Genomic DNA, 23,899 nt, shown 5'->3' on the forward strand with positions numbered 1-23,899 from the left:
CAAGGAGCCGGAACAAAGGAGTACTCGGACATGCGTCCCGTCCCCACCTGCATCCTCGGCAGCAGCGAAGCCCCTCAAGTCCTGCATGGGCATGCCCTCGACGCGTACGTCCAGATCGGGTCGCTGAGCAAGGTGCTCACCGGAACCGCGCTGGCCCGGCTGGCCGCCGCGGGGGTGCTGCGGCCGGATGACCCGCTGGAGCAGTTCCTGCCCGTTCCGCGGGGCACCGGCATCACCTTGAAGCACCTCGCCCAGCACACCTCGGGGCTGCCGCGGCTCCCGCCGCGCGTGAAACGGCGCGACCCGTACGCCGCCTTCGACGATGCCGCCCTGCACGCCGTGCTCCAGGGGCTGGACACCCTCGCCACCGCTGCCCCGGGCGATACGGAGGAGTACTCCAACCTCGGGTACGCCGTCCTCGGAGCCGCGCTGGTTTCCGCCGCGGGTATGCCCTACCAGGACCTTCTGGCCCACTACGTCCTTGCCCCTCTGGACATCACCGAGGTGACAGGCGCTCCGCCGCCGGACAGACGCCTCTGCAGCCGCGGGCTGTTCGGCCGCCCACGCCGGCCCTGGACCATGAGCGGCGCCATCCTCCCCGCCGGCGGGCTCTGGGCCACCCCGCGGGCCACCGCCGATCTGGTGACCGCGCTCCTCATCGACCGGAGACTGGGGGAGCCCGCCCTGTCCTGGCAGAGAGCCGGCACCCTGCTCTGGCACAACGGCGCCACCGGCGACGCCTCCGTTTTCGCCGGGGCCGTGCCGGACGGCAGATGGGTGCTGGTCCACCGCCTCACCGGACAGGCCGACCGCACCGACGAACTGGGCATCGAACTCCTGCGACGGGCCACGTCCGGCGACCCCGCCGACAGCAGGACCTGATCCGCCCCGGCCGAACAGCGATGAGCCGCCACCGGCAGCGGCCCCGCCCATGATCCGCCGGAGAGGCGCTACCCCCTGTACCCCTCCAGCCATGCCGGGAACTCCGTCAGGGAGGACAGGACGACGTCCGCGCCCGCCGCCCGGAGTTCCTCGGCGTCGCACGGGCCCGTGGTGACCGTCACCGACAGGGCGCCGGCCGTGCGGGCGCCGCGTACGTCGCCGGTGTGGTCGCCGACGTAGATGTGGGCGCCGTGCTCGCGCAGGGCGTGGCCCTTCGCCTCGGCCCACAGGCCGCCGATGACCGCGTCGGGGTCGATGCCGAGGTGGGTCAGGTGGAGTTCCGCGTTGGGGTGGTGCTTCGCGGTGACGACTATGGCGCGGCCGCCGCGCTTCCGGATCGCCGCCATCGACTCCCGCGCGCCCGGCAGCGCCGGGCTCGGGGTGATGGCGTGTGTGGGATAGATCTCCCGGTAGCGGTCGGCGGTGGCCGCCACCGCGTCGGCCGGGAACCAGTTCCGCAGCTCGTCCTCGACCGGTGGGCCGAGCCTGCTCACCACCAGGTCGGCATCGATCGGCGTCCCCGTTTCGGCGGAGAGCGCCAGGTAGGCGGCCTTGATTCCGGGGCGGGAGTCGATGAGCGTCATGTCGAGGTCGAAGCCGACCGTCAGGGGGTGTGAGGGCATGACGTCCATTGTCGCGGGGGCGGGCGCCGGGTCCGTCCCCCGGTGCGGCCTTCGGGCCCGAAACGGCGGTGCTTAGACTTAGCCAAGCCTTACCTTCGCATTGTTATTCGCCATTTGATGTTCTTCGCCATTTGATTGGGTCCGATGTCAGCCGCCGCTCCACGCCGCTCCAGACGCGCACTCGCGACGGCAGCGGCCGTCGTGGCGCTGCTCGTGGCGGTACTCCTCAGCCTGGCCGTGGGGGCCCGTTCCATACCCCCGTCCGAAGTGTTCGACGTCCTGTTGCACGGCGGGCACTCCGACAACGCCGAAGTCATCCGGAACATGCGCGTGCCGCGCACCATGATCGGGCTGATGGTCGGCGCCGCGCTGGCCATCGCCGGCACGGTGCTCCAGGGCATCACCCGTAACCCCATCGCCGACCCCGGCATCCTCGGGATCAGCCAGGGCGCCTCGGTGGGGGTGGTGCTGGCCATCGCGTTCGCCGGGGTCCACAGCCTGACGGGGTACGTGTGGTTCGGCTTCGCGGGGGCGGCGATCGCCTCCGTCGCCGTGTACGCGATCGCGTCGAGCGGGCGCGGCGGCGCCACCCCCGTGAAGCTCGCGCTGGGCGGCGCCGCCATCAACGCGCTGCTCGTGTCGGTGGTCTCGGCGGTGCTGACGACCAGGGCGTCCGCACTGGACGAGTTCCGCTTCTGGCAGGTCGGCTCGATCGCCGGGCGCGAGGCCGAGGTGGCACAGCAGATCTGGCCGTTCCTGCTGCTGGGAACCGTGCTCGTGCTGTCGGTCGCCCGGGGGCTCGACGCGCTGGCGCTCGGCGAGGACGTCGCGAAGGGGCTCGGGCAGAACGTCGCGACGGTCCGCGTCGTCGGCGGCCTCGGGGCCACGGTGCTGACCGGTGCCGGTGTCGCGGCGGCCGGGCCGATCGCGTTCATCGGGCTCGCCGTACCGCACATCGCCCGCGCGGTCGTCGGCTCCGACCACCGCTGGGTGCTGCCGATGGCGGCGCTGATCGGGCCCGTGATGCTGCTGGTCTCCGATGTGATCGGCCGCGTCCTCTTCCCGCCGAGCGAGGTCCCGGCGGGTGTGATGACGGCGCTGATCGGGGTGCCGTTCCTGGTCACCCTCGTACGCCGGAAGGCGGTGCCCGCATGAGTGCCGGTACGGAGGTCCGGGTGCGGCCCGCCGGGTATCGCGTCGTACGGATCGGGGCACGGGGGCGGTTCCTGCTGCACCGGCGGGCGGCCCTGGTCGCCACCGCCCTCGTCGTGCTGCTGGCCGCCGTCTGTGTCGCGTACCTCTGCGTCGGCGAGAGCTTCGTCGCGCCGGGCGAGGTCGTGAAGGTGGTGCTGGGGCAGCCGTCCCCGGACGAACTGGTCGTGGGCACGCTGAGGCTGCCGCGGATGACCGTGGGGCTGCTGGTCGGTGCGGCCTTCGGGATCGCCGGTGCGCTGATCCAGACCGTCGCGCGCAACCCCCTCGCAAGCCCCGACATCATCGGCATCAGCCAGGGCGCGAGCGCGCTCACGGTCGGCGCGATGACCTTCGGGATCACCTCGTACACCGTGCTGCCGTACCTCTCCGTGATCGGCGGGGTGGCCGCGGCGGCGCTGGTGTACGCCTTCGCCTGGCGCGGCGGGCTGCACGCCACCCGCTTCGTCCTCATCGGCATCGGCTTCGCCATCGCGCTGCGCTCGGTGACCACGCTGTTCCTGACGAAGGGCGACTACCTGGTCGCCCAGCAGGCGCACATCTGGATGACCGGCTCCCTCAACGGCCGAGGCTGGGCCGAGGCCGCGCCGATCGGCTGGACGCTGCTGATCCTGCTGCCCGCCGTGCTGTGGGCCGCCCGCGCCCAGCGCACCGTCACGATGGACGACGACACCGCGACCGCGCTCGGGGTGCGGCTGGGGCGGGTACGGCTGGGGCTGGTCGCGCTCGGCGTGATCCTGGCGTCCGTGGCGACCGGGACGGCGGGGCCGGTCGACTTCGTGGCGCTGCTCGCCCCGCAGATCGCCCGCCGGATGACCCGCACCGCGCAGATCCCGCTGTTCTGCTCGGCGCTGCTCGGCGCGGTGATCGTGGTGTTCGCGGACCTGCTGGCGCGCAGGCTCTTCTCGCCCACCGAGCTGCCGGTGGGCGTACTGACGGCGGCGGTCGGCGCCCCGTATCTGATCTGGCTGATCATCCGCGGTCAGGGCGGCGGTCGCGGCCGTAGTGGAGGCACAGCATGAGTTCGACCCCGATGTCCGGCACCGCTTCGACCCCGATCTCCGACGCCGCGGTGGCCGCGACCGGCCCCACGGCTGCCGCCACCGGCCGGCTCACCGCACGGGAGCTGACGCTCGCGTACGAGGAGCGCACCGTCGTCGACGCGCTGGACCTCGACATTCCGGACGGCCGGGTCACCGTCATCGTCGGCCCGAACGCCTGCGGCAAGTCGACCACCCTGCGCGCGCTCGGCCGGCTGCTCAAGCCGCGCGGCGGGGCCGTGCTCCTCGACGGCACCGAGTTGTCGAAGATCCCCACCCGGAGGATCGCCCAGTCGATCGGGCTGCTGCCGCAGACCCCGGTGGCCCCGGAGGCGATCACCGTCAGCGATCTGGTCGCCCGCGGGCGCCAGCCGCACCAGCACTGGTGGCAGCAGTGGTCGGACGAGGACGAGCGGGCGGTGACGGACGCGATGGAGCGCACGGACATCACCGCGCTCGGCGACCGGTCCGTGGACGAGCTGTCCGGCGGTCAGCGCCAGCGGGTCTGGATCGCGATGGCGCTCGCCCAGGAGACCGACCTGCTGCTGCTCGACGAGCCGACCACGTACCTCGACATCGCCCACCAGGTGGAGGTCCTCGACCTGGTGCGCCGGCTCACCGCCCCGGCGGCGGACGGCACCCGGGGCCGGACGGTCGTCACCGTGCTCCACGATCTCAACCAGGCCGCCCGGTACGCGGACCACCTGGTCGCCATGAAGGCGGGCCGGATCGTCGCCGAGGGCAACCCGAAGGACATCGTCACGGCCGGTCTCGTACGCGAGGTCTTCGGCCTGGAGGCGGTGATCGTCCCGTGCCCGGTGACGGGTTCGCCGCTCGTCGTGCCGGGTGCGCCGTGGCAGGCCGGACCGGCCTCGTGAGCCGCGCACCGGCCCCGGCCACCCCGGCGTACATCCCCACTCCTGGCCCCTGGCTCCTGACTCCCGACCCCTGACTCCTGATTCCTACGAAAGGCACCCGATGGCCCCCTCCGTCCGCCGTCCCGTCCGCCGCCGCCTCGCCCTCGGCGCCCTCTCCCTGGCCGGCGCGCTCACGCTCACCGCCTGCGGATTCTCGGAGTCCGGCGGGAGCGCCAGCGGCTCCTCCGACTCCGGAGAAGCGAAGACTCACACCGTCAAAACGGCCATGGGCGACGTCGAGGTCCCCGTGCACCCCCAGCGCGTCGTGGTACTGGACACCGGCGAGCTGGACTCCGCGCTGACCCTCGGCGTGCAGCCGGTCGGCGCCACGCACTCGGCGTCGGAGAACAGCTTCCCCTCGTACCTGCCGGCGAGCCGGACCAAGGGCATCAAGGAGGTCGGAGAGATCGCCAACCCCAACCTGGAGACCGTCGCCTCGCTGAAGCCGGACCTGATCCTCACCAGCAAGGTCCGGGACGGCGACCGCTACGAGCAGCTGAAGGCGATCGCTCCCACCGTGATGACGGAGTCCACCGGAACGGCCTGGAAGGAGAACTTCCAGCTGCACGCGGAGGCGCTCGGCAAGCAGGCCGAGGCGAAGAAGGCCGTCGCCGATTACGACGCCCACGTCGCGAAGGTGACCGAGGCGGTCGGCGGCAAGGAGAAGGCCGCCGCCACCGACGTCAACTACGTCCGCTTCGTCGAGGGCGCCGACATCCGCATCTACGGCAAGCAGAACTACATCGGCTCGGTCCTCGCCGACCTCGGCATGGGCCGCCCCGCGATCACCGACAAGGCCAAGGACGGCTTCTCGTACGACGTGTCACCCGAGAAGATCGACCTCGCGGACGCGGACGTCGTCTTCACTTCGACGTACGGCGACCCGGCGAAGGCGGGGACGGCGAAGACGATGAACAGCGGCCTGTGGAAGGGGCTGAAGGCGTCCAAGGACGGCAAGGTCTTCAAGGTCGACGACCGGCTGTGGATCGCGGGCATCGGCTACACCGCCGCGGGCCAGATCCTCGACGAGTTCCAGGCGAAGATGACCGGCTGACGTCCCGGACGAAGCCCACGGGTCACGGCCGTGGTCTCCGCGACCGCCACACCAGGTAGAGCGCGGAGGCCACGGCCGCCCCCCGCACCACCCACGGCCACAGCTGGCCGATCGCGTCGCCCATCTGCCCGGCCCCGATGGGCTCGCCCCACCGGCCTTCGGTCCGGCCCCACAGCCAGACCAGGGCGCCCGCCGCGACCACGCCCGGCAGCCCCATCGCCGCCCACTTCGCCTCCGCACGGGACAGCGTGCGCGAGCTGTACGCGAGAAGCCAGCCGCCCGCCAGGGCCAGCCAGGATCCCGTAACGACGCCCACCACCAGCAGCACGGCGGCGAGCAGCAGCAGCGGGTGGGAGAAGCCGTGGCCGCCCGCCCCGTCCTCGCGCGGCGCACGGCGCCGGAGCCGCAGAAGCCGGCGGCGGCGCGGCGCCTCCTCCGCTTCCTCTTCCTCCTCGGTGCCGGGCTCCCCGTCCGGCTCCTCGTCCTGTGCCGCGCGCGGGCGCGGCACCGCGTCCCGGGGCGGCGGCGGCTTCATCATGTCCGGGATCTCGACGCCGCCGACGAACCCCGGCACATCGACCCCGTCACCGAACGGGCCCGGCTCGACCCGCCACCAGTCGGGCTCGCCCCCGAACGGACCCAGCTCGTCCGTACCGGCCATGTGCGGCGGCGACGGCACCCGGCCAGCCGGCGCGGCGGGCGCACCGGATGCGTCCGGCGCACCGGGTCCGGGCTCCTGCGGCCGCGACGCGCCCTTGCCGGAACTGTCTTTTCCGTCCTTCCGGAGCATCCCCTTGCGCGGACGGGGAATGCTCCGCCCTTCGTCCGCGGCGGGCTCCGCCCGCTCCGCGAGCTCCACCGTGCCGTCGCCCGACGAGGCCACGGCGGCCACCAGTTCGTCCGGTGTGCCGAGCCTCCCGATGATGCGGCGGACCGCCGCCGGACTGTCCCCGGACTGCTTGCCGCGCTGCCGGTCGATCTCGCCCCGGAGCGTCGATACGAGCCTCATCCGGGCGGCTGCGGACAGCTGTTGTTGCTGTGCCAGGTCCCCGACCCGGCTCAGATAGTCGTAGACAAGCTGGTCGCTCTCGATCCCCACGCGATCGTTCCCCTCTACCGCCCTGCACCGACGGTAGCGCCATCGGAGCCTGCCGGGTGGACCCCGCCCGGACGGCCATGCCCTGGCATCCCTGGCACGCGTGCTTCCCGCGTTGTCGTCAGTCGCCGATCTCTCCGCGTCGGCTCCTTCCTCCGCCTTGGAATCGCACGCACCAGACCGTGTCCGCCATCCGATCGGGGGCCGCCCGGCAGGCTCTCGGGCCTGTCCGGAGCGGCTACCGTGGGACGGATGGGGATGACCACACCACCGCGGACGCTCGCCGAAGCTCTCCGCGCCCGGGACGACGAGTCGTTGGCCGGGCTGCTGCGCGCCCGCCCCGATCTCCTCAACCCGGTGCCCGGCGACATCACCCAGCTCGCGACGAGGGCCGGCACCCGCGCCTCCGTCGTACGCGCGCTGGAACACCTCGACAGATTCACGCTGCAGACCGCCGAGGCGCTGGCGGTGGCCGCCGACCCCGCCCCGTACGAGACGCTGCTCGGCCTGCTCACCGGCGACGGCCGGGACGACGGCGAGCACCGCGACGACGCGGACGCGGCGATCGCCGACGCGCTGCCCGGTGCCCTGGCCACGCTGCGCGAACAGGCCCTCGTCTGGGGCGAGGACGAGCGGCTGCGGCTGGTGCGCACGGCGCGCGAGATCCTCGCGCCGTCCCCGCAGCACGCCTCCCCCACCGGTCTCGGGCCGACCGTCGCCGAGGCGACCTCCGGCATGTCCCCGGGCCGCCTCCAGGAGATCCTGGCCTCGGCCGGGCTGCCCGCCACGCACGACCCGGTCTCCGCCGTGACCGCCCTGTCCGGGCTCTTCACCGACCGGGCCAGGATGGGCGAGCTGCTGGACTCCGCCCCGGCCGAGGCCCTGTCCGTGCTGGACCGGCTGGTGTGGGGGCCGCCGTACGGGGAGGTGACCCCGAACCCCACCCCGCCCGTGAAGTGGCTGCGCGACCACGGGCTGCTGCTGCCGGTGTCGACCCGCACCGTGGTGCTGCCCCGCGAGGCCGCCCTGCATCTGCGGGCCGGACGCGCCCACCGCGTACCGGAGCCGCGGCCGCCGGCCGTGGAGGCGGTCGCCAACCGCGATCCACAGGCTGTGGACAGCGCCGCGGCCGGTCAGGCACTGCTGGCCGTGAACACCGTCGAGGAGCTGCTGAAGAACTGGAACGGCGGCGGGCCCCCGATACTGCGGGCCGGCGGACTCAGCGTCCGCGAACTGAAGAAGACCGCCGCCGCCCTGGAGGTCCCCGAGCCGGTCGCCGCGTTCTGGGCCGAACTCGCCTACGCGGCCGGGCTGCTGGCCTCCGACGGGGAGGCCGACGAGCGGTACGCGCCGACGCCCGCCTACGACGACTGGGCCGACCTCCCCGCCCAGGAACGCTGGACGCGCCTCGCCACCGCCTGGCTCGCCGCCACCCGCACCTGCGGCCTGGTCGGCGGCCAGGACGCCAAGGGCCGGGCCCTGTCCGCGCTGGGTCCCGAACTCGACCGCACCGCCGCCCCGGAAGTACGCCACCGGGTCCTCGCCCTCCTCGCCGCCCTGGAACCCGGCACCGCCCCCGACCCGGAGACCGTCCTCGCCCGGCTGCGCTGGGAGCGCCCCCTGCGCGGCGCCTCCGCCTCGGCCGGGAGCACCACGGATCTGCGTTCCCGGATCGCCCTGTGGACGCTCAACGAGTCCGAACTCCTCGGCATCACCGGCCGCGGCGCGCTCGCCACGCACACCCGCGCCCTGCTCGGCGCCGGGCCCGCCGAAGCCGCCGCGCTGCTCGCGCCACTCATCCCGGAGCCGCTGGACCACGTGCTGCTCCAGGCCGACCTGACGGCCGTCGCCCCCGGCCCGCTGGAACGCCCCCTGGCCGACATGCTCTCCGCCCTCGCGGACATCGAGTCGAAGGGCGGCGCGACGGTCTACCGCTTCACCCCCGGCTCGGTACGCCGCGCCTTGGACGCCGGGCAGTCCGCGGCCGACCTGCACGCCTTCCTCGCCGCCCACAGCCGCACGCCGGTCCCGCAGCCGCTCAGCTACCTCATCGACGACGTCGCCCGCCGCCACGGCCACCTCCGGATCGGCGCCGCCTCCTCGTACGTGCGCTGCGACGACGAGGCCGTACTGAACGAGATCCTGGCCGACAAACGCTCGGCCACCCTGCGGCTGCGCCGCCTCGCACCGACCGCCCTGGCCGCCCAGGTCGATCCGGCCTCCCTGCTGGAGGGGCTGCGCGAGATGGGTTACGCCCCGGCCGCCGAGTCCGCCGAGGGCGACGTCCTGATCACCCGCGCGGGCGCCCGCCGCACCCCGCCCCGTACCGCCCCCGTCCCCGTGCCCGAGGGCCCTCCGATGCCGGACGGCACCCTGCTCGGCGCGGCGGTCCGGGCGATCCGGGCCGGGGACACGGCCGCCACGGTGGTCCGCAAGGACGCCCCGGAATCCCCCGGCGCCCCCGCGACCGCGCCCGGCGCCCTGCCCCGTACGACCTCCGCCGAGACCCTCGCCACCGTCCAGGCCGCCGCGATGACCGGTTCGGCGCTCTGGATCGGCTACGTGAACGCGGACGGCGCCGCCAGCCAGCGCGTCATCGCCCCGGTCCGGGTCGAGGGCGGCTTCGTCACGGCGTACGACCACACGGCGGACGAGGTCCGCACGTACCCGCTGCACCGCATCACCGGCGTCGCCGAACTGGCCGACGACCAGACTGCGTGACCCACGGCGCACCCCCGCCCCGTCCCCCTCCCCGCCCCCATCGGTCACCGCCGGGCTCGGCAGTGCGTGCGAATCGGGGGCGGGCCGGCCCGTCGAAGGGCACACTCTGACGTGTCCACGATGCTGGAGGGGGATGTCATGCGGCGCACCGAAGCGGCCAGACAGCTGGGGGGATTCGTCCGTGAGCACCGCACCGACGGGGGCAGACGGCTGCGGCAGGCCGGACTCATGATCCTCGTCGGAGCGGCGGGCATGGCTTTCGGGGTGCCGGTGACCATCGCGTCGATCGGCACCACCGAGGGGGCGCCGGAGCTGGCCGGTCTGCTGCTCGGCGTCGGGCTGGTGGGGCTGGGCCTGGGGATCTGGCGACTGCTCCAGGGGTTCCGCACCCGCGAGCAGAGCTTCGACGTCCACGAGCGGGGGCTGACCCACCGCGTGGCGGGCACCGTCACTCTGATCCCGTGGCAGGACATCGCGTCCGTCGGCGCACAGGGCGAGGACGGCCGGGCACTGGCCGAGGCCCGCGGCATGGGCTTCACCTGCAGGATCACGCTGACCGACGGACGCACCATCCGCGTCGACACCTTCACCGAGGACGCCCGGCAACTGGCGGTGACCGCCCACAGCGCCGTACACCTGGGCCGGTTCCCCGAAGGACGGGGCCACCGCCGGGCGGACTGACCGGATGGGGACTGACCGGTGGGCGCACTGAACGGCGGGCGCGCCCGCACCCGGCACCACCGCGCCCGGATGCGGCACACTGGACGTTTGGCCGCATCCGTGGCCGCACCCCGCAGAAAGGGCCGACGCGCGTGACCGGACCCCTCATCGTCCAGAGCGACAAGACGCTTCTCCTGGAAGTCGACCACGACCAGGCCGACGCCTGCCGGCGGGCCATCGCGCCCTTCGCCGAGCTGGAGCGCGCACCCGAGCACATCCACACCTACCGGCTGACCCCGCTCGGGCTGTGGAACGCGCGCGCGGCCGGGCACGACGCCGAGCAGGTCGTCGACGCCCTCGTGCAGTACTCGCGCTACCCCGTTCCGCACGCGCTGCTCGTCGACATCGCCGAGACGATGGCCCGGTACGGCCGCCTCACCCTGTCCAAGCATCCGGTCCACGGTCTGGTGCTGACCTGCACCGACCGGCCCGTGCTGGAGGAGATCCTACGGTCGAAGAAGGTGCAGCCGCTGGTCGGGGCGCGGATCGACCCGGACACCGTGGCGGTGCACCCGTCCGAGCGCGGGCAGATCAAGCAGACGCTGCTCAAGCTGGGCTGGCCGGCCGAGGACCTCGCCGGTTACGTGGACGGTGAGGCGCACCCCATCGAACTGGCCGAGGACGGCTGGGCGCTGCGGCCGTACCAGAAGCAGGCCGTCGAGGGGTTCTGGCACGGCGGTTCGGGCGTCGTCGTACTGCCCTGTGGCGCGGGCAAGACGCTGGTCGGGGCCGGTGCGATGGCGCAGGCCAAGGCGACCACGCTGATCCTGGTGACGAACACCGTCTCGGCCCGGCAGTGGAAGCACGAGCTGGTGAAGCGGACCTCGCTGACCGAGGACGAGATCGGCGAGTACAGCGGTACGCGCAAGGAGATCCGGCCTGTCACCATCGCCACGTACCAGGTGCTGACGACCCGTCGCAAGGGCGTCTACCCGCACCTGGAGCTGTTCGACTCCCGGGACTGGGGGCTGGTGATCTACGACGAGGTGCACCTGCTGCCCGCGCCCGTCTTCAAGTTCACCGCCGATCTCCAGGCCCGGCGGCGGCTCGGTCTCACTGCGACGCTGGTGCGTGAGGACGGCCGCGAGTCGGACGTCTTCTCGCTGATCGGGCCCAAGCGGTTCGACGCCCCGTGGAAGGAGATCGAGGCGCAGGGCTACATCGCGCCGGCCGACTGTGTCGAGGTGCGGGTCAATCTGACGGACTCGGAGCGGCTCGCGTACGCGACCGCCGAGGCCGAGGAGAAGTACCGGTTCTGTGCGACGACGGCGACGAAGCGGAAGGTGACGGAGGCGCTGGTGCGCAAGCACCGCGGCGAGCAGACTCTGGTCATCGGGCAGTACATCGACCAGCTCGACGAGCTGGGTGAGCACCTGAACGCCCCGGTGATCAAGGGCGAGACGAGCAACGCCCAGCGCGAGAAGCTCTTCGACGCGTTCCGCGAGGGCGAACTCCACGTCCTGGTGGTCTCGAAGGTCGCGAACTTCTCGATCGACCTGCCGGAGGCGACCGTCGCCATTCAGGTGTCGGGGACGTTCGGCTCGCGCCAGGAGGAGGCGCAGCGGCTCGGCCGGGTGCTGCGGCCGAAGGCGGACGGGCACGAGGCGCGGTTCTACTCGGTGGTCGCGCGCGACACGATCGACCAGGACTTCGCGGCGCACCGCCAGCGGTTCCTGGCCGAGCAGGGGTACGCGTACCGGATCGTGGACGCGGACGAGCTGCTGACCGAGAACTGAGACAGCGGTCGAAGGCGGCGGTCAGATGCCGAAGACCAGCAGAGGCAGCAGGGACGCCGCGATCACCGCGTGCGGCAGGAACGCGAAGGCCGTGGCCCGCCGACGGGCCACGGTCCAGCGCGAGCGCCACGGCAGCACCCACGTGACGAACAGGCCCAAAGGTGTCACGTACGGAATCGAGCTGATGGCGGTCCCCATGACGTTGCGGGTGGCTGCGGCGCCCCAGGAGCAGCCGTCGTACACGTCGCAGTCGCCGGAGCCCATGAAGGCGAAGAGGACGACCATCAGGGCTGCGTAGGAGAGGATCACCGCGGCCACGGTAGCGATGGCGGGGGCGATCCAGCCGTCGAGGCGGATGGGGTCCTCGGGCGGCGTGGCCGAGGGGTCCGACGAGGTGTCCGACGGGGTGTCTTCGGGCGGCGTGGGCTTCGTCCGGGCGGGATTCTCCATGCCGCTACCCAATCCCGGGGCAGGGCCGGGCCACCTCCGGTCGGATGCTCATACCGGGGTTCCGGGTACTCAGCGGGACCCGCGGCGGACGCCCGCCTCCTCCGCGTACTCGCCGAGCACGACCACGCCGAACGCGGCGCGGGCGAAGACCTTGACGGCGCGGACCGTGTCGCCGACGCGGTGGGTGCGGTGGTGACCGGTGGCCGCGGTCGCGCCGTGCGCGGGGCCGGTTCTGCGGGGGTTCAGGAGGACTGTGCTCATGTGTTCCATGGTCCTGCGCCCGGCCCGTGCGGGCATCGGCCCGCGGACGGAATCCGCCGGCGGCACGGGTAGGTCTGCGGTCGCATGCCGTCCCCTACGGGATGGAGCCGAAATCAATTCGCTCGCCACCGGCGGACGTGGTCGATACAATCGCCGGTCTGCCCGCCTCCCGCACCGTGGTACCGGCGGCCCGCGAGGGTCCGCGCCGGCAGCCGGGGGAGCGCCGCCGACCGGACGGAAACCGGCCGACAGCCGTACGCGCACCCGCTGCGCGTACCCGTGATCGATCCCCGAGCGGACCGCATCGCCCCCGAGCACCGACCGGGGCCGGGTGCGGTCCGCCGTCCTGCGTTGAACAGCCGGAGGCAACACCGTGCCCGCGCACGAACACGAAAGCGACACCACCACCGATCCCCTGGCTCGCGAACGCGCCCATCTCACCGCGTCCCGCGCCGCGCTGCGCGCCATGCGCGAGGACGCCCAGGCCCTGGACATCCGCGATGTCACCGCGAACTGGGTCAACGCGGCGGTCCTGCAGGCCCAGATCGACGAGCGCATCAAGTCGCTCGCCGACCTCGCCCACACCCCGCTCTTCTTCGGTCGCCTGGACTATCTGCACCGGGTCGGTGCCGAGCAGGCCGAGGGCGCGGAGGGAGAGCAGTTCTACATCGGGCGCCGCCATGTCCACGATGCCGACGGCGACCCGATGGTCATCGACTGGCGCGCGCCCGTCTCGCAGCCGTTCTACCGGGCGTCCAGGAAGGACCCCCAGGACGTGGGGCAGCGCCGCCGGTTCGGCTACACCGGCGGTGAGCTGACCGCGTACGAGGACGAGCACCTCACCGACCCCGCCGAGGCCGAGCAGACGAGCAAGCTCCTCCAGGCGGAGATCGAGCGGCCGCGCGTCGGTCCGATGCGGGACATCGTCGCGACCATCCAGCCGGAGCAGGACGAGATCGTCCGCAGTGAGCTCGGCGGAACGGTCTGCGTGCAGGGTGGGCCCGGAACCGGCAAGACGGCCGTGGGCCTGCACCGGGTGGCGTATCTGCTGTACGCGCACCGTGAGCGGCTGGCCCGTACCGGCACGCTGGTCATCGGGCCGAACCGGTCCTTCCTCCAGTACATCGAGCAGGTGCTGCCCGCCCTCGGTGAGCTGGCGGTGCAGCAGGCGACCGTCGACGATCTGGTGACGGCCGGGATCGAGGTGCGCGGCACGGACACGGCGGCCGCCGCCGTCGTCAAGGGCGATGCCCGGATGGCCGAGGTGCTGCGGCGGGCGATCCGTTCGCATGTGACGCCCCCGGCGGAGCCGGTCGTGGTGGTGCGCGGTTCGCGGCGCTGGCGGGTGCCCGCGTACGAGCTGGCGGAGATGGTCGACGAGCTGCTGGCCCGCGACATGCGGTACGGCTCCGCCCACGACGCGCTCCCGCAGCGCATCGCGCACGCCGTCCTGGTCCGGATGGAGGAGGCGGGCGAGGCGCCCGACGACCGGGTGCAGAACGCGGTGGCCCGCAACCCCGCCGTGAAGGCGGCCGTCAAGGCGATCTGGCCGGCCGTCGACCCGGCGAAGCTGGTGCTGCGGCTGCTGTCCGACGCGGAGTTCCTGGCCGCCCACGCGGAGGGGCTGCTCACCGAGGACGAGCAGAAGACGATCCTGTGGGCGCTGCCCGGATCCGGTAAAAGGGCTGCCCGGAGCGTGAAGTCGGCGAAGTGGTCGGCGGCGGACGCGGTGCTGATCGACGAGGCGAACGACCTGGTGGCGCGTACGCACTCGCTCGGCCATGTGGTGCTCGACGAGGCGCAGGATCTGTCCCCCATGCAGTACCGGGCGGTGGGCCGCCGCTGCACGACCGGTTCGGCGACGGTCCTCGGTGACCTCGCGCAGGGCACGACGCCGTGGTCGACGGAGAGCTGGGCACAGGCGCTGCACCATCTCGGCAAGCCGGACGCGGTGGTGGAGGAGCTGACTGCGGGCTTCCGTGTGCCGCGCGAGGTGATCGCGTACGCCTCCCGCCTGCTGCCGGTGATCTCGCCGGGCCTCGCGGCGGTGGAGTCGGTGCGTGAGTCGCCGGGTTCGCTGGAGGTGCGGGAGGTGGCCGGTCCGGCGGAGCTGGACGCGGCGGTGCTGGCGGAGTGCGAGGAGTCCCTGAAGCAGGAGGGTTCGATCGGCCTGATCGCGGCCGACGCCCGGATCCCGGCACTGGCGGAGGCCCTGGCGGCGGCGGGGCACGCATACCTCTCCCCCGGCGAGGAGACGACTGCGGAGTCCCGTCTGACCCTGGTCCCGGCGTCGCTGGCGAAGGGCCTGGAGTACGACTACGTGGTACTGGACGAGCCGGCCGCGGTGGTGGACGGCGAACCGGACGAGCGTACGGGCCTGCGCCGGCTGTACGTGGCGCTGACGCGTGCGGTGTCGGGACTGACGGTGGTGCACGCGGCGGAGTTGCCTGCGGAACTGGCACCCGTGAGCCCCGTTTCAAGCCCTTCCGCCGTTTGATCCTTCCAGCCCCTCCGGCGTTGGATCCTTCCAGCTCCTCCGGCGTTGGATCCTTCCAGCTCCTCCGGCGTTTGAGGAGCGGGGGTCCGGGGGCAGCGCCCCCGGTCACGGGAAGGGGCGGGCAGGGGACCAGGCCCGCCGCAGGCGATCCACCCCGCCCCGCCCCGCACCCACCCCCCGCCCCGCTACGCGTCGAGCACCGTCCGCCACTCCCGCACCGCCGCCGCGTCCACCGGCCCCGACCACCCACCAGGACGCGCCGCACCGCCGATGTGCACCGCGTCGATGCCCGCTCCCAGCAGCTCCGGCAGGTGTTCGAGCCGCAGCCCGCCCCCCACCAGGATCTGCGGCTCGTAACCGGGCTCGCCCTTGCGCGCCGCCTCCACCAGCAGCGTCGGGATGCCGTCGTCGACGCCCTTCGCGGAACCGGCGGTGAGGTACGTGTCCAGGCCGGGCAGGTCCGCCAGCTGCTTGCGCAGGGCGTCCCGGTCCGCGGCCCGGTCGATCGCGCGGTGGAAGGTCCAGCGGCAGCCGTCCAGCTCGGCGACGAGCCGTTCGACGGCGACCAGGTCCGGGTGACCCTCGGCGTCCAGGAAACCGAGCACGAATTCCTCGGCGCCCGCCGCGCGCAGCTCGCGCGCCTTCGCCACCAGCACCTCGATGTCACCGGCCGCGAAGCCGTCCGCCACCCTGAGCATCACCCGCAGCGGAATGTCCACCGCCGCCCGGATCTCCGCGAAGGTCGCACAGGACGGGGTCAGGCCGTCCGCCGCCATGTCGGTGACCAGCTCAAGCCGGTCCGCACCACCCGCCTGGGCGGCGACCGCGTCCTCCGCGTCGAGAGCGATCACCTCCAGGACTGCACGGTTGCTCATGGGCCCCATCCTCCAGGAAGCATCAATAGGTCTAGTCCAATGGCCAGCCTACGGGTCAGTACGCCGAGGGCGCAGCCTCAACGCCAGGCGAAGATACGTGAGGTCAGCCGCACATCGGGCGATCGAACGATCACGACCCACCCCCGGAGGCACACCCACCCCTTGCGCTTTATAGGGGAGGGGGGTATACCTGAATCAGCAATACATACCCCCCAGGGGTATCAACGTCACCGCCAGGGAGGACATCGTGTCCGCGCACACCGCCACAACCGGCACCGGCACCGCCGCAGAGGTCGAGCTCGCGATCGGCGGCATGACCTGCGCCTCCTGCGCGGCCCGCATCGAGAAGAAGCTCAACCGGATGGACGGTGTCGAGGCCACCGTCAATTACGCCACCGAGAAGGCCAAGGTCAGCTACCGGGGCGAGGACATCTCCGTACAGGACCTGATCGCCACCGTCGAGAAGACCGGCTACACGGCGCACGAGCCCGCTCCCCCGGCGCGTACCGCCGAGGAGGGCGCCGCCCCCCAGGCCGCCGAGGCCGACGAGCTGCGGCCCCTGCGGCAGCGGCTGCTGACCGCCGTCGCGCTCGCCGTGCCGGTGATCGCGATGTCGATGATCCCGGCGCTCCAGTTCGACTACTGGCAGTGGCTCTCGCTGACGCTGACGGCCCCGGTCGTCACGTACGCCGCCTGGCCGTTCCACAAGGCCGCGTTCACCAATGCCCGGCACGGCGCGGCGACGATGGACACGCTGATCTCGGTCGGCACCACGGCCGCGTTCCTCTGGTCGCTGTGGGCGCTGTTCTTCGGCACGGCGGGCATGGTCGGCATGACGCACCCGTTCGAGCTGACCATCGGACGGAGCGACGGCGCGGGCAACATCTACCTGGAGGCCGCCGCCGGAGTCACCGCGTTCATCCTGGCCGGCCGCTACTTCGAGGCCCGGTCCAAGCGGAAGGCGGGCGCGGCCCTCAAGGCGCTGCTCGAACTCGGCGCCAAGGAAGTGACCGTGCTGCGCGACGGCCGTGAGGTGACCGTGCCGACCGCGGAACTCCAGGTCGGGGACCGGTTCCTGGTCCGCCCCGGCGAGAAGATCGCCACCGACGGGACCGTCGTCGAGGGTGCCTCGGCCGTGGACGCGTCGATGCTCACCGGTGAGTCCGTTCCCGTGGAGGTCGGCGTCGGCGACTCCGTCACCGGGGCCACGCTCAACGCGGGCGGCCGGCTCGTCGTCGAGGCCACCCGGATCGGCGCCGACACCCAGCTCGCCCGGATGGCGAAGCTCGTCGAGGACGCCCAGAACGGCAAGGCGGCGGCCCAGCGCCTCGCGGACCGGATCTCCGCCGTCTTCGTACCCGTCGTCATCGCCCTGGCGCTCGGCACGCTCGGCTTCTGGCTCGGCAACGGCGGGGGCCTGACCGCCGCGTTCACCGCGGCCGTGGCCGTACTGATCATCGCCTGCCCGTGCGCCCTGGGCCTGGCCACCCCGACCGCCCTCATGGTCGGCACCGGACGCGGAGCCCAGCTCGGCATCCTGATCAAGGGACCCGAGGTCCTGGAGACCACCCGCCGCGTCGACACGATCGTCCTCGACAAGACCGGCACCGTCACCACCGGCCGCATGACCCTCCTCGACGTCCACACCGCCGACAACACCACCGAAACCGACGTACTGCGCCTCGCGGGCGCCCTGGAACACGCCTCCGAACACCCCATCGCCCAGGCCGTCGCCGCCGGAGCCGCCGAACGCACCGGCACCACCCTCCCCACCCCCGAGGACTTCGCCAACATCGCCGGCCTCGGCGTCCAGGGCGTCGTCGAGGGCCACGCCGTCCTCGTCGGCCGCGAACAGCTGCTCGCCGAGTGGGAGATCCACCTCCCCGTGGAGCTGGCCCGGCGCAAGGCCGAGGCGGAGGCCGCGGGCCGGACCGCCATCGCGGTGGCCTGGGACGGCGAGGCGCGGGCGGTGCTCGAGGTCGCCGACGCGGTGAAGGACACCAGCGCGGAGGCCATCGAGCGGCTGCGGGCCCTGGGGCTCACCCCGATCCTGCTCACCGGCGACAACCGGGCGGTGGCCGAGTCGGTCGCGGCCGAGGTCGGGATCGAGAAGGTGTACGCGGAGGTCATGCCGGAGGACAAGGTCGACGTCGTCAAGAAGCTCCAGGCCGAGGGCCGTTCGGTGGCCATGGTCGGTGACGGGGTCAATGACGCGGCCGCCCTCGCCCAGGCCGATCTGGGCCTGGCGATGGGGACCGGCACGGACGCCGCGATCGAGGCCGGCGACCTGACGCTGGTCCGCGGCGACCTGCGGGCCGCGGCGGACGCGATCCGGCTGTCGCGCAAGACCCTCGGCACCATCCGTACGAACCTGTTCTGGGCCTTCGCCTACAACGTGGGCGCGCTGCCGCTCGCCGCGGCCGGGCTGCTCAACCCGATGATCGCGGGCGCCGCGATGGCGTTCTCGTCGGTCTTCGTGGTCGGCAACTCGCTGCGGCTGCGGGGATTCAGGGCGGCGGCGTAGGCAGCGGCGTAGGCGACCGCGCACCTCGACTCGATCTGCCAGGAGACCAACGGGCCTCCTGGCAGATCGCGTTGTCAGTGGCGGTGCTTAGGCTTTTCGGTATGACGAGCTGGATGCACGATTCGTTTCCCGGCCATGAGGTGAACATCGTCTTCGCCCGCGGTCTGCCGCTCGACGCGCTCATCGCGGGCCTGCGCGAGCTGCGGCGCGAGCCGCTCGCGCACGGCGAGGCGGGCGGATGGGCATGGGCGGTGCACGACATGCTCAACGACGAGATCGAGGACTACGACAACGTCGACTACCGGCACATCTGCCCGCAGGGCACGGAGCTCGTGGTGTTCGAGACCGAGCCGTGCAGCGCCAAGGCGCACGGCCCCAACTTCGAATACATCCGCGACGGCCGCCTGATCCTCCGCTTCAGTTTCGAGGACGTCGGGCAGCGGGTCGGCGAGAATCCCGACCACCTGTCCGCCGAGCTGCTCGCCGCCGGGCTCATAGGCCCCGACGCGCAGTGCGCGGCCGCGGACACGGACGACGGCCACGACTGCTTCGATCACCACTACGACGACGAGGACCGGCTCGTGCGGGCGATCGCGGGCTTCTTCGCCCTTCCCTCGCCCCCTCTCTCCCGGGAAGTGGTGCGGGAGGTGAGCGGCCCGATCACCCCCGCCACCTTCGTCACCTACGCCCGGGGCCTGGACCTGCCCACGCTGGCCGAGGTCTTCGCCGAGGCGGGGTATCCCGCCCGCACGAAGGGCGAATCGGCCGGCTGGTCCTGGGTGACGCACGCCGCGGCGGACCTGCCGGGGCAGGGGGTGGCGGAGACGGCGAGCCGCATCACCGGCTTCCGCTACGAGGAGCGCTTCGGCGGGCCCGGCCGGGTGGAGACGGTGTTCCTGGCCACCACGCCCGCGTGCGAGTGCCCGCACGGGCAGAACTACATGGTTCCGCACTGCCCCGAGCACCCCTTCCAGTTCATGCACTGCCGGGGCGGGTTCGAGAAGTCGTACTTCAACGTCGGCCGGCGCCGCGAGTCGCGGCGCCACGGCGACCTGCTGATAAGGGAGTTGCTGGACGCCGGGATAGTCGGCCGGCAGACCTCGGCGTACGACGACGACCCCGGTTTCAACGCCGACGGTGCCGTGACCATGCGGATCATCAAGGACCACTTCGGGCTGCCCGCCCCGTCGTGACGGCTGCGGCCGTTCCGGGTCGCACACGGACGCGCCGGAGCGAGCGGATCACCTCCCGGCGGGCACGCGGCGTGTCGGCCGGGCGCGCACGCTCGACGCCCGGAGGACCGAGCAGGACGATCGACATGGCTGAGACGGCCGAGATGACCGAGACGGCTGGCATCGCCGACCGCGAGGGCTCGTCGCGGAGCTCCGAGGCCGTCCGGTCCCGGGCTAGGGTCGTCCCATGACCGACAGCTCGCGTGCGAACGGTGCCCCCGGGGCGGACCGTACCGACGACTCCCTCCGTGAGCGCTGGCAGGAGGCGCTCACCCGCGCCCGGGGCGGTGCCCCCGAGCCCGACCCGCTGCCGTACGCCGACAACCTCCTGGCGCGCTGGGCGGAGCCGCAGCGGCGGTACCACACCACCGCGCATCTGGTCGCGGTGCTCGATCACATCGACACGCTCGCCGGGTACGCGGCGGATCCGGACGCGGTACGCCTCGCCGCCTGGTTCCACGACGCGGTGTACCGGCCCGACCGGTCCGAGAACGAGGAGCGCAGCGCGGCGCTGGCCGAGCGCGCCCTCCCGGAGGCCGGGGTGCCGGACGGGGCCACGGCCGAGGTGGCCCGCCTCGTGCGGCTCACCGTCACCCACGACCCGGCGGACGGCGACAGCGACGGCGAGGTGCTCTGCGACGCGGATCTGGCCATCCTCGCGGCGGCCCCGAGCCAGTACGCGGCGTACGCGGCGCAGGTGCGCGAGGAGTACGGCTTCGTGCCCGACGACGCGTTCCGCGAGGGGCGGGTGACGGTGCTGCGCCAGCTGCTCGGGCTGCCCCGGCTGTTCCGCACGCCGTACGGGGCGGAGCACTGGGAGCCGCGGGCCCGGCAGAACCTGATGACCGAATTGGAGCTGCTCAGCCACTGAGACCGGCCCGGGACAGGCCCTGGCGTGCGGCAGCGGGGAATGTACGGGGCTCGATCACTGTTGGCAGCTGTCATGCCCGACTCTGCCGCTCGCCGCTCTCGCATGCCCCTGGCCGTGTACATCCTGGGTCTCTCGGTCTTCGCCCTGGGAACCAGCGAGTTCATGCTCTCCGGGCTGCTGCCGCCCATCGCCGACGACATGAACGTGTCGATACCCCGCGCCGGACTCCTCATATCCGCCTTCGCGATCGGCATGGTGATCGGCGCCCCGCTGCTCGCCGTGGCCACGCTCCGGCTGCCCCGCCGCACCACTCTGATCGCCCTGATCTCTGTCTTCGGTCTCGGTCAGGTGGCGGGCGCGCTGGCTCCGACGTACGAGGTGCTCTTCGCGTCCCGAGTGGTGAGCGCGTTCGCCTGCGCCGGGTTCTGGGCGGTGGGGGCGGCCGTCGCCATCGCGATGGTGCCGGTGAACTCGCGGGCCCGTGCGATGGCCGTGATGATCGGCGGTCTGTCGATCGCCAATGTGCTGGGCGTGCCGCTGGGCGCGTTCCTCGGTGAGAACCTCGGCTGGCGGTCGGCGTTCTGGGCCGTGGGCGCGGCGTCCGCCGTGGCGCTGGTCGGGGTGGCGACGCTGATCCCGCGTATCCCGCTGCCGGAGCAGAAGCCTCGGCTCAAGCAGGAGATGAGCATCTACCGGGACCGCCAGGTGTGGCTGTCGATCGTGATCACGGCACTCGCCGCGGGCGGGGTGTTCTGCGCGTTCAGCTATCTGGCCCCGCTGCTGACGGATGTCGCCGGGCTGGACTCGGGCTGGGTACCGACGGTGCTCGCGCTGTTCGGGATCGGGGCGCTGGTCGGTACGACGATCGGCGGCCGGGTCGCGGACGCGCACCTCTTCGGGGTGCTGATGAGCGGTATCGCGGCCTCGACGGTCTTCCTCGCCGCGCTGGCCCTGTTCGCGTCGAACCAGGTCGCTGCGATCGGGCTGTCCTTCCTGCTGGGCCTGTCTGCGTTCTACACGGCCCCGGCGCTGAACGCCCGGATGTTCAATGTCGCGGGCGCCGCCCCGACGCTGGCGGGCGCGACCACCACGGCCGCGTTCAACCTGGGCAACACCGGCGGCCCCTGGCTGGGCGGCACGGTGATCGACGCGGACTTCGGTTTCGCGGCGACCGCCTGGGCCGGGGCGGCGATGACGGTACTGGCACTGGTGGCCGTGGGGTTCTCGCTGCGGCTGCAGCGCGGCCGGGCCACCTCGTCCCGGCTGGTGGCGGGCGCCCCGGCCGCCGCGTCGCGGGACGCGGCTGAGGCGTGCGCGCCCTCGACGACCGCCTGAGAGGCTGCCGGGTGACCTCGGGCCCGCCCCGGTCGGAGGTCACCCGACAGGCTCCGAGCGTTCTCGGCCCGGTGCGGGCCGCCCCTTGGGCCGCCGCAGCCCCGCCTCGGTGATCCGGCGGACGAGCTCCTTCGAGCCGATCTGCCGGGCCCCGGCCCGCACCGCGTCCCCGTACCGCGTCTCCGGTACGTCGTAGTGGTCCCGCTCGAAGGCGCGCGGCGGGCAGCCGATGGATGTCGCGAAGGCGTGCAGTTCCTCGAAGGAAACATCGCTGACCAGGTGCGACCAGAGCCGCCCGTGCCCCGGCCAGTCGGGCGGGTCGATGTAGACGGTCACCGCCGCAGTATCCCGTTCAGCGAGCCGACCGGCGCCACGGCCACCGCGGCCTTGGTGCACACCCAGTGCGGGTCGGGGCCCAGCTCGGGTTCGACGTCGAGGGCGTGCGGGTCGCCGGCGTCACAGACCGGGCAGAGCGGCCACCGCCCGTACTGTTCGAGCAGCGCGTCCTGCACGTCCTGGGCGACGAGGCCCACCACGAACGCGGCACCGTCGGGCCACTGCTCGACCCACCAGCGGCGGTGCGTCACCGCGTCCTCGACCAGCGAGACGATCCCGGCCTCGGCGACGTCACCTGCGGCGAGATCGGCCATGACCAGCGCACGGGCCGTATGCAGCGCCTGTTCCAAGGGGTTCATCTCCATGGGCCCATTGTCACCTGCCCGCGAATCCGCCTCGCGCGCCCGCCATCACCGTTTCCGCGCTGTCGGAGGGAGTGGCCGCGGACCGGTGAAGACGGGACGAAGGGGGGTTGACGCCCAACCCGGTTGAAAATATCTTTCAAAGGTGACCCATGACCTGAAGGAAAGTTTCAGCGCTGACTCCCCGCCCGCCCCGGCGGCCCTCGCGGCCAAGGTTCGTACGCTCGCGCCGTCCATGACCCGTTCCATGCAGCGTGTCGCCGAGGCCGTCGCCGGTGACCCGGCCGGCTGCGCAGCCCTCACGGTCACCGGTCTCGCCGAGCTCACCGGCACCAGCGAGGCGACCGTGGTCCGCACCGCCCGCCTGCTGGGCTACCCCGGCTATCGCGATCTGCGCCTGGCCCTCGCCGGGCTCGCCGCGCACCAGCAGTCCGGCCGGGCCCCTTCCGTCACGGCCGACATAGCGGTCGACGACCCGATCGCCGACGTGGTCGCCAAGCTGGCCTACGACGAGCAGCAGACCCTCGCCGACACGGCCGCCGGGCTCGACACCGTCCAGCTCGGTGCCGCCGTGGCCGCCGCCGCCACCGCCCGGCGCATCGACATCTACGGCGTGGGCGCCTCCTCCCTCGTCGGCCAGGACCTCGCGCAGAAGCTGGCCCGCATCGGCCTGATCGCGCACTCCCACACGGACCCGCACCTCGCGGTGACCAACGCCGTGCAGCTCCGCCCCGGCGACGTCGCCATCGCAATCACGCACTCCGGCTCCACGGTCGACGTGATCGAGCCACTGCGGGTCGCCTTCGACCGCGGCGCGACGACCATCGCGATCACCGGCCGCCCCGACGGCCCGGTCACGCAGTACGCCGACCACGTACTGACCACGTCCACCGCCCGGGAGAGCGAGCTGCGGCCCGCCGCCATGTCGAGCCGCACGAGCCAGCTCCTCGTCGTCGACTGCCTGTTCATAGGCGTCGCGCAGCGTACGTACGAGACGGCCGCACCGGCCCTCGCCGCCTCCTACGAAGCGCTCGCCCACCGCCACACCCCACGCCCGCGCTGACCGGCCCGGCACCCGCAACCCCCCGCACCCGC

The 23,899-nt window shown here is 72.8% G+C and carries 21 protein-coding genes; 14 read left to right on the forward strand and 7 right to left on the reverse strand.

Translation table 11 applies throughout. The features are described from left to right. Positions 1–30 precede the first annotated feature (30 nt). On the forward strand, positions 31–882 hold the full coding sequence (locus tag OHA19_RS17915; RefSeq protein WP_405715394.1) for a serine hydrolase domain-containing protein: 852 nt from the start codon (positions 31–33) through the stop codon (positions 880–882). A gap of 68 nt (positions 883–950) precedes the next feature. Here OHA19_RS17915 and OHA19_RS17920 read toward each other — a convergent pair whose 3' ends face one another. Beyond that, positions 951–1,565 carry an HAD family hydrolase gene (locus tag OHA19_RS17920; protein WP_405715392.1) on the reverse strand — a complete coding sequence of 205 codons (615 nt, stop codon included), beginning with the start codon at positions 1,563–1,565 and terminating at the stop codon, positions 951–953. Between the two features lie 144 nt (positions 1,566–1,709). On the opposite strand from OHA19_RS17920, the gene OHA19_RS17925 reads away from it, so the two are divergent. The 4 genes from OHA19_RS17925 (at position 1,710) to OHA19_RS17940 (ending at position 5,788) form a co-directional block, all read left to right on the forward strand. Continuing rightward, positions 1,710–2,720: a FecCD family ABC transporter permease gene (locus tag OHA19_RS17925; protein ID WP_405715390.1), complete on the forward strand. Its 1,011-nt coding sequence runs from the start codon at positions 1,710–1,712 to the stop codon at positions 2,718–2,720. Further along, on the forward strand, positions 2,717–3,799 hold the full coding sequence (locus OHA19_RS17930) for a FecCD family ABC transporter permease (protein WP_405715388.1): 1,083 nt from the start codon (positions 2,717–2,719) through the stop codon (positions 3,797–3,799). Before OHA19_RS17925 ends, OHA19_RS17930 begins: the two co-directional genes overlap by 4 nt. 11 nt (positions 3,800–3,810) lie before the next feature. Then, positions 3,811–4,695, forward strand: a complete 885-nt coding sequence (locus tag OHA19_RS17935; protein ID WP_405721728.1) for an ABC transporter ATP-binding protein — start codon at positions 3,811–3,813, stop codon at positions 4,693–4,695. Positions 4,696–4,795: 100 nt separating this feature from the next. Then, a complete protein-coding gene (locus OHA19_RS17940; protein WP_405715386.1) occupies positions 4,796–5,788 on the forward strand; it encodes an ABC transporter substrate-binding protein in 993 nt (330 codons plus the stop codon). Between the two features lie 22 nt (positions 5,789–5,810). Here the strand turns inward: OHA19_RS17940 and OHA19_RS17945 are convergent, their stop codons facing one another. Beyond that, entirely contained in the window at positions 5,811–6,887 is a 1,077-nt protein-coding gene (locus OHA19_RS17945; protein WP_405750739.1) for a hypothetical protein, read from the reverse strand. 249 nt (positions 6,888–7,136) lie between these two features. Between OHA19_RS17945 and OHA19_RS17950 the strand changes: the two genes are divergently transcribed. From OHA19_RS17950 to OHA19_RS17960, 3 genes are all read left to right on the forward strand, one after another. After that, entirely contained in the window at positions 7,137–9,605 is a 2,469-nt protein-coding gene (locus OHA19_RS17950; RefSeq protein WP_405750742.1) for a helicase C-terminal domain-containing protein, read from the forward strand. A gap of 138 nt (positions 9,606–9,743) precedes the next feature. Then, positions 9,744–10,286 (forward strand): hypothetical protein, encoded by a 543-nt coding sequence (locus tag OHA19_RS17955; RefSeq protein ID WP_405715380.1) that lies wholly within the window; start codon positions 9,744–9,746, stop codon positions 10,284–10,286. Between the two features lie 131 nt (positions 10,287–10,417). After that, positions 10,418–12,061: a DNA repair helicase XPB gene (locus OHA19_RS17960; RefSeq protein WP_405715378.1), complete on the forward strand. Its 1,644-nt coding sequence runs from the start codon at positions 10,418–10,420 to the stop codon at positions 12,059–12,061. Positions 12,062–12,082: 21 nt separating this feature from the next. Here OHA19_RS17960 and OHA19_RS17965 read toward each other — a convergent pair whose 3' ends face one another. Both OHA19_RS17965 and OHA19_RS17970 read right to left on the reverse strand, forming a co-directional pair. After that, entirely contained in the window at positions 12,083–12,511 is a 429-nt protein-coding gene (locus OHA19_RS17965) for a hypothetical protein (RefSeq protein WP_405715376.1), read from the reverse strand. A gap of 69 nt (positions 12,512–12,580) precedes the next feature. Continuing rightward, the gene (locus tag OHA19_RS17970; protein WP_405715374.1) at positions 12,581–12,772 is read right to left on the reverse strand and encodes a hypothetical protein; all 192 of its coding nucleotides are present in this window, start codon (positions 12,770–12,772) and stop codon (positions 12,581–12,583) included. 373 nt (positions 12,773–13,145) lie between these two features. On the opposite strand from OHA19_RS17970, the gene OHA19_RS17975 reads away from it, so the two are divergent. Then, a complete protein-coding gene (locus tag OHA19_RS17975) occupies positions 13,146–15,269 on the forward strand; it encodes a HelD family protein (protein WP_405715372.1) in 2,124 nt (707 codons plus the stop codon). Between the two features lie 185 nt (positions 15,270–15,454). On the opposite strand, the gene OHA19_RS17980 is transcribed toward OHA19_RS17975, so the two are convergent. Continuing rightward, positions 15,455–16,144 carry a copper homeostasis protein CutC gene (locus tag OHA19_RS17980; RefSeq protein WP_405715370.1) on the reverse strand — a complete coding sequence of 230 codons (690 nt, stop codon included), beginning with the start codon at positions 16,142–16,144 and terminating at the stop codon, positions 15,455–15,457. Between the two features lie 247 nt (positions 16,145–16,391). Between OHA19_RS17980 and OHA19_RS17985 the strand changes: the two genes are divergently transcribed. The 4 genes from OHA19_RS17985 (at position 16,392) to OHA19_RS18000 (ending at position 22,106) form a co-directional block, all read left to right on the forward strand. Then, positions 16,392–18,668 carry a heavy metal translocating P-type ATPase gene (locus tag OHA19_RS17985; protein ID WP_405715368.1) on the forward strand — a complete coding sequence of 759 codons (2,277 nt, stop codon included), beginning with the start codon at positions 16,392–16,394 and terminating at the stop codon, positions 18,666–18,668. 101 nt (positions 18,669–18,769) lie between these two features. Beyond that, positions 18,770–19,861: a hypothetical protein gene (locus OHA19_RS17990; RefSeq protein WP_405750744.1), complete on the forward strand. Its 1,092-nt coding sequence runs from the start codon at positions 18,770–18,772 to the stop codon at positions 19,859–19,861. A gap of 226 nt (positions 19,862–20,087) precedes the next feature. Continuing rightward, complete coding sequence (locus OHA19_RS17995) at positions 20,088–20,771, forward strand: hypothetical protein (protein WP_405750747.1); 684 nt, start codon at positions 20,088–20,090, stop codon at positions 20,769–20,771. Between the two features lie 102 nt (positions 20,772–20,873). After that, on the forward strand, positions 20,874–22,106 hold the full coding sequence (locus tag OHA19_RS18000) for a Cmx/CmrA family chloramphenicol efflux MFS transporter (RefSeq protein WP_405715362.1): 1,233 nt from the start codon (positions 20,874–20,876) through the stop codon (positions 22,104–22,106). A gap of 39 nt (positions 22,107–22,145) precedes the next feature. Here the strand turns inward: OHA19_RS18000 and OHA19_RS18005 are convergent, their stop codons facing one another. Then, positions 22,146–22,442 (reverse strand): DUF4031 domain-containing protein, encoded by a 297-nt coding sequence (locus OHA19_RS18005; protein WP_405750749.1) that lies wholly within the window; start codon positions 22,440–22,442, stop codon positions 22,146–22,148. Then, a complete protein-coding gene (locus OHA19_RS18010) occupies positions 22,439–22,807 on the reverse strand; it encodes a hypothetical protein (RefSeq protein WP_405715358.1) in 369 nt (122 codons plus the stop codon). Before OHA19_RS18010 ends, OHA19_RS18005 begins: the two co-directional genes overlap by 4 nt. A 142-nt stretch (positions 22,808–22,949) precedes the next feature. On the opposite strand from OHA19_RS18010, the gene OHA19_RS18015 reads away from it, so the two are divergent. After that, entirely contained in the window at positions 22,950–23,867 is a 918-nt protein-coding gene (locus OHA19_RS18015; RefSeq protein WP_405715356.1) for a MurR/RpiR family transcriptional regulator, read from the forward strand. The last annotated feature ends 32 nt before the right edge of the window (positions 23,868–23,899 follow it).

It is taken from the genome of Streptomyces sp. NBC_00012 (assembly GCF_045040875.1).
Taxonomy (GTDB): Bacteria; Actinomycetota; Actinomycetes; order Streptomycetales; family Streptomycetaceae; genus Streptomyces.

Coding starts and splice junctions, on each gene's coding strand:
- OHA19_RS17915 (WP_405715394.1), top strand. CDS start 31: ATGCGTCCCGTCCCCACCTGCATCCTCGGCAGCAGCGAAGCCCCTCAA.
- OHA19_RS17920 (WP_405715392.1), bottom strand. CDS start 1,565: ATGCCCTCACACCCCCTGACGGTCGGCTTCGACCTCGACATGACGCTC.
- OHA19_RS17925 (WP_405715390.1), top strand. CDS start 1,710: ATGTCAGCCGCCGCTCCACGCCGCTCCAGACGCGCACTCGCGACGGCA.
- OHA19_RS17930 (WP_405715388.1), top strand. CDS start 2,717: ATGAGTGCCGGTACGGAGGTCCGGGTGCGGCCCGCCGGGTATCGCGTC.
- OHA19_RS17935 (WP_405721728.1), top strand. CDS start 3,811: ATGTCCGGCACCGCTTCGACCCCGATCTCCGACGCCGCGGTGGCCGCG.
- OHA19_RS17940 (WP_405715386.1), top strand. CDS start 4,796: ATGGCCCCCTCCGTCCGCCGTCCCGTCCGCCGCCGCCTCGCCCTCGGC.
- OHA19_RS17950 (WP_405750742.1), top strand. CDS start 7,137: ATGGGGATGACCACACCACCGCGGACGCTCGCCGAAGCTCTCCGCGCC.
- OHA19_RS17955 (WP_405715380.1), top strand. CDS start 9,744: ATGCGGCGCACCGAAGCGGCCAGACAGCTGGGGGGATTCGTCCGTGAG.
- OHA19_RS17965 (WP_405715376.1), bottom strand. CDS start 12,511: ATGGAGAATCCCGCCCGGACGAAGCCCACGCCGCCCGAAGACACCCCG.
- OHA19_RS17970 (WP_405715374.1), bottom strand. CDS start 12,772: ATGAGCACAGTCCTCCTGAACCCCCGCAGAACCGGCCCCGCGCACGGC.
- OHA19_RS17980 (WP_405715370.1), bottom strand. CDS start 16,144: ATGAGCAACCGTGCAGTCCTGGAGGTGATCGCTCTCGACGCGGAGGAC.
- OHA19_RS17990 (WP_405750744.1), top strand. CDS start 18,770: ATGACGAGCTGGATGCACGATTCGTTTCCCGGCCATGAGGTGAACATC.
- OHA19_RS17995 (WP_405750747.1), top strand. CDS start 20,088: ATGACCGACAGCTCGCGTGCGAACGGTGCCCCCGGGGCGGACCGTACC.
- OHA19_RS18000 (WP_405715362.1), top strand. CDS start 20,874: ATGCCCCTGGCCGTGTACATCCTGGGTCTCTCGGTCTTCGCCCTGGGA.
- OHA19_RS18010 (WP_405715358.1), bottom strand. CDS start 22,807: ATGGAGATGAACCCCTTGGAACAGGCGCTGCATACGGCCCGTGCGCTG.